This is a genomic window from Rhodanobacter sp. Root627, from assembly GCF_001427835.1.
In the GTDB taxonomy this organism is placed as follows: domain Bacteria; phylum Pseudomonadota; class Gammaproteobacteria; order Xanthomonadales; family Rhodanobacteraceae; genus Rhodanobacter; species Rhodanobacter ginsenosidimutans.
Genome location: NZ_LMGW01000002.1, coordinates 1,287,279 through 1,290,991 on the forward strand (window position 1 = coordinate 1,287,279; position 3,713 = coordinate 1,290,991).

Here is a 3,713-nt window from a genome sequence, read left to right on the forward strand (position 1 = left end):
ATGGGTCTGTAGCTCAGGTGGTTAGAGCGCACCCCTGATAAGGGTGAGGCCGGTGGTTCGAGTCCACCCAGACCCACCATTATGCCAAGGTTTCCTTGGGGCCTTAGCTCAGCTGGGAGAGCACCTGCTTTGCAAGCAGGGGGTCGTCGGTTCGATCCCGACAGGCTCCACCAAGGTTCGATTYCGGGCGTGAAGTATCAGCACACACAAGATTTGTTGAAATCATCCGGCATTGAGGCCGGTATGATGTTCTTTGAAAACCCATAAACGAGTGACAAGCGTCTTGGTTCGAAACCGAACCGAGGCAAGTGTTAAGGCACGAAAACGAAGTAACTTGGCTGCACCTGAAGAGGGTGYATGCCCCGAGGCGACTTGGGGTTATATGGTCAAGCGACTAAGCGTATACGGTGGATGCCTTGGCAGTCAGAGGCGATGAAGGACGTGGCAGCCTGCGAAAAGTGTCGGGGAGCTGGCAACAAGCTTTGATCCGGCAATGTCCGAATGGGGAAACCCACCGCGCAAGCGGTACCGTGCACTGAATACATAGGTGTACGGGGCGAACCCGGGGAACTGAAATATCTAAGTACCCGGAGGAAAAGAAATCAACCGAGATTCCCTGAGTAGCGACGAGCGAACGGGGACTAGCCCAAAAGCACATTATGTTTTAGTCAAACGGGATGGAAAGCCCGGCCATAGATGGTGATAGCCCAGTCGACGAAAAGGCATTTKGTGTGAAATTGAGTAAGGCGGGGCACGTGAAACCTTGTCTGAACATGGGGGGACCATCCTCCAAGGCTAAATACTACTGACTGACCGATAGCGAACTAGTACCGTGAGGGAAAGGCGAAAAGAACCCCGGAGAGGGGAGTGAAATAGACCCTGAAACCGTATACGTACAAGCAGTGGAAGCCCGCAAGGGTGACTGCGTACCTTTTGTATAATGGGTCAGCGACTTACTGTCTGTGGCAAGCTTAACCGTATAGGGGAGGCGAAGAGAAATCGAGTCTGAATAGGGCGCATAGTCTCAGGCAGTAGACCCGAAACCGAGTGATCTATCCTTGGCCAGGTTGAAGGTGCGGTAACACGCACTGGAGGACCGAACCCACATCTGTTGCAATAGATGGGGATGAGCTGAGGATAGGAGTGAAAGGCTAAACAAACTCGGAGATAGCTGGTTCTCCTCGAAAGCTATTTAGGTAGCGCCTCGGACGAATCTTCCTGGGGGTAGAGCACTGTTATGGCTAGGGGGTCATCGCGACTTACCAAACCATGGCAAACTCCGAATACCAGGACAGACTATCCGGGAGACACACGGCGGGTGCTAACGTCCGTCGTGAAAAGGGAAACAACCCAGACCCGCAGCTAAGGTCCCCAAGTCATGGCTAAGTGGAAAACGATGTGGAAAGGCATAGACAGCCAGGAGGTTGGCTTAGAAGCAGCCATCCTTTAAAGAAAGCGTAATAGCTCACTGGTCGAGTCGGTCTGCGCGGAAGATTTAACGGGGCTAAGCCATGCACCGAAGCTCGGGGTGTGCACATTTATGTGTACGCGGTAGAGGAGCGTTCCGTAAGCCTGTGAAGGTGTGTTGTAAAGCATGCTGGAGGTATCGGAAGTGCGAATGCTGACATGAGTAACGATAATGGGGGTGAAAAGCCCCCACGCCGAAAGCCCAAGGTTTCCTCGCGCAACGTTCATCGGCGCAGGGTGAGTCGGCCCCTAAGGCGAGGCAGAAATGCGTAGTCGATGGGAAGCAGGTTAATATTCCTGCACTTTTCTATAGTGCGATGTGGGGACGGAGAAGGTTAGGTCTACCGGGCGTTGGTTGTCCCGGGGAAAGGCGGTAGGCATGGGTCTTAGGCAAATCCGGGACCCTTTATGCCGAGCACCGAGACGAGTCCTATTTTGGACGAAGTGACTGATACCACGCTTCCAGGAAAAGCCACTAAGCTTCAGCTATAGAAAAACCGTACCGTAAACCGACACTGGTAGGCAGGGTGAGAATCCCAAGGCGCTTGAGAGAACTCGGGTGAAGGAACTAGGCAAAATGGCACCGTAACTTCGGGAGAAGGTGCGCCCATTGACGTGGTCACGTGCGTGACTGAGCGTCGATGGGTCGCAGTAACCTGGCCGCTGCGACTGTTTATCAAAAACACAGCACTCTGCAAACACGAAAGTGGACGTATAGGGTGTGACGCCTGCCCGGTGCTGGAAGGTTAATTGATGGGGTCAGCCGCAAGGCGAAGCTCTTGATCGAAGCCCCAGTAAACGGCGGCCGTAACTATAACGGTCCTAAGGTAGCGAAATTCCTTGTCGGGTAAGTTCCGACCTGCACGAATGGCGTAACGACAGCGGCGCTGTCTCCACCCGAGACTCAGTGAAATTGAATTCGCTGTGAAGATGCAGCGTTCCCGCGGCAAGACGGAAAGACCCCGTGAACCTTTACTATAGCTTTACATTGAACGTTGAGTTCTTCTGTGTAGGATAGGTGGGAGGCTTTGAAGTGCAGGCGCTAGCTTGCATGGAGCCATCCTTGAAATACCACCCTGAAGTGCTTGACGTTCTAACCTCGGCCCGTTATCCGGGTCAGGGACCATGTATGGTGGGTAGTTTGACTGGGGCGGTCTCCTCCCAAAGAGTAACGGAGGAGCACGAAGGTACGCTCAGCGCGGTCGGACATCGCGCACTGTGTGCAAAGGCATAAGCGTGCTTGACTGCGAGATCGACGGATCAAGCAGGTACGAAAGTAGGTCTTAGTGATCCGGTGGTTCTGTATGGAAGGGCCATCGCTCAACGGATAAAAGGTACTCCGGGGATAACAGGCTGATACCGCCCAAGAGTTCATATCGACGGCGGTGTTTGGCACCTCGATGTCGGCTCATCACATCCTGGGGCTGTAGCCGGTCCCAAGGGTATGGCTGTTCGCCATTTAAAGTGGTACGCGAGCTGGGTTCAGAACGTCGTGAGACAGTTCGGTCCCTATCTGTCGTGGGCGTTGGAGATTTGAGGGGGGCTGCTCCTAGTACGAGAGGACCGGAGTGGACGTTCCGCTGGTGTTCGGGTTGTCATGCCCATGGCATTGCCCGGTAGCTATGAACGGAAGTGATAACCGCTGAAAGCATCTAAGCGGGAAGCACGCCCCAAGATGAGATCTCCCGAGAGCTTGACTCTCCTTAAGGCACCATCAAGACCAGGTGGTTGATAGGTCAGGTGTGGAAGTGCAGCAATGCATGGAGCTAACTGATACTAATGAGCCGTGCGGCTTGACCATATAACCCCAAGACGCTTCGTGTGTCCTTGGCATAGGCCGAGTTTGTTTTCGAATTCACCTCGACGCTTGTCACTCGTTTATGATTTATTTGACGCGAAGTCCTTTTCGCGAAGAGCAAAACCCGCCATCCATGGCGGACTCTTCAGAAAGGCTTTGTGCTCCAGACTGAAGCCGGCGCTTGGTGCGCTGCTTCAACCCCTTCCCTGGCGGCCATAGCGGCGTGGTACCACCTGATCCCATCCCGAACTCAGAAGTGAAACGCGCATGCGCCGATGGTAGTGTGGCTCGCCCATGCAAGAGTAGGTCACCGCCAGGGGCTTTATCCTGATCAACCCTCACCGGAAACGGTGGGGGTTTTTCTTTTGCRCGGCTTCTTTTTATCCGGCTGACGAAGCGCACCGTCCGGGCATTGGATAGCGCTGTTGAGGACGGCTTCCGTCGATAT

At 54.1% G+C, this 3,713-nt stretch carries 2 tRNA genes and 2 rRNA genes; all 4 read left to right on the forward strand.

Annotated elements, in window-relative coordinates:
- Nucleotides 1-2: 2 nt before the first annotated feature.
- The 4 genes from ASD68_RS12875 (at nt 3) to rrf (ending at nt 3,584) form a co-directional block, all read left to right on the forward strand.
- Nucleotides 3-79 (forward strand) — tRNA-Ile (locus tag ASD68_RS12875).
- Between the two features lie 18 nt (nt 80-97).
- Nucleotides 98-173: transfer RNA gene (locus ASD68_RS12880), tRNA-Ala, on the forward strand.
- A gap of 211 nt (nt 174-384) precedes the next feature.
- A 23S ribosomal RNA gene (locus ASD68_RS12885) occupies nt 385-3,268 on the forward strand.
- A gap of 202 nt (nt 3,269-3,470) precedes the next feature.
- Nucleotides 3,471-3,584: ribosomal RNA gene (gene rrf, locus ASD68_RS12890) — 5S ribosomal RNA — on the forward strand.
- The last annotated feature ends 129 nt before the right edge of the window (nt 3,585-3,713 follow it).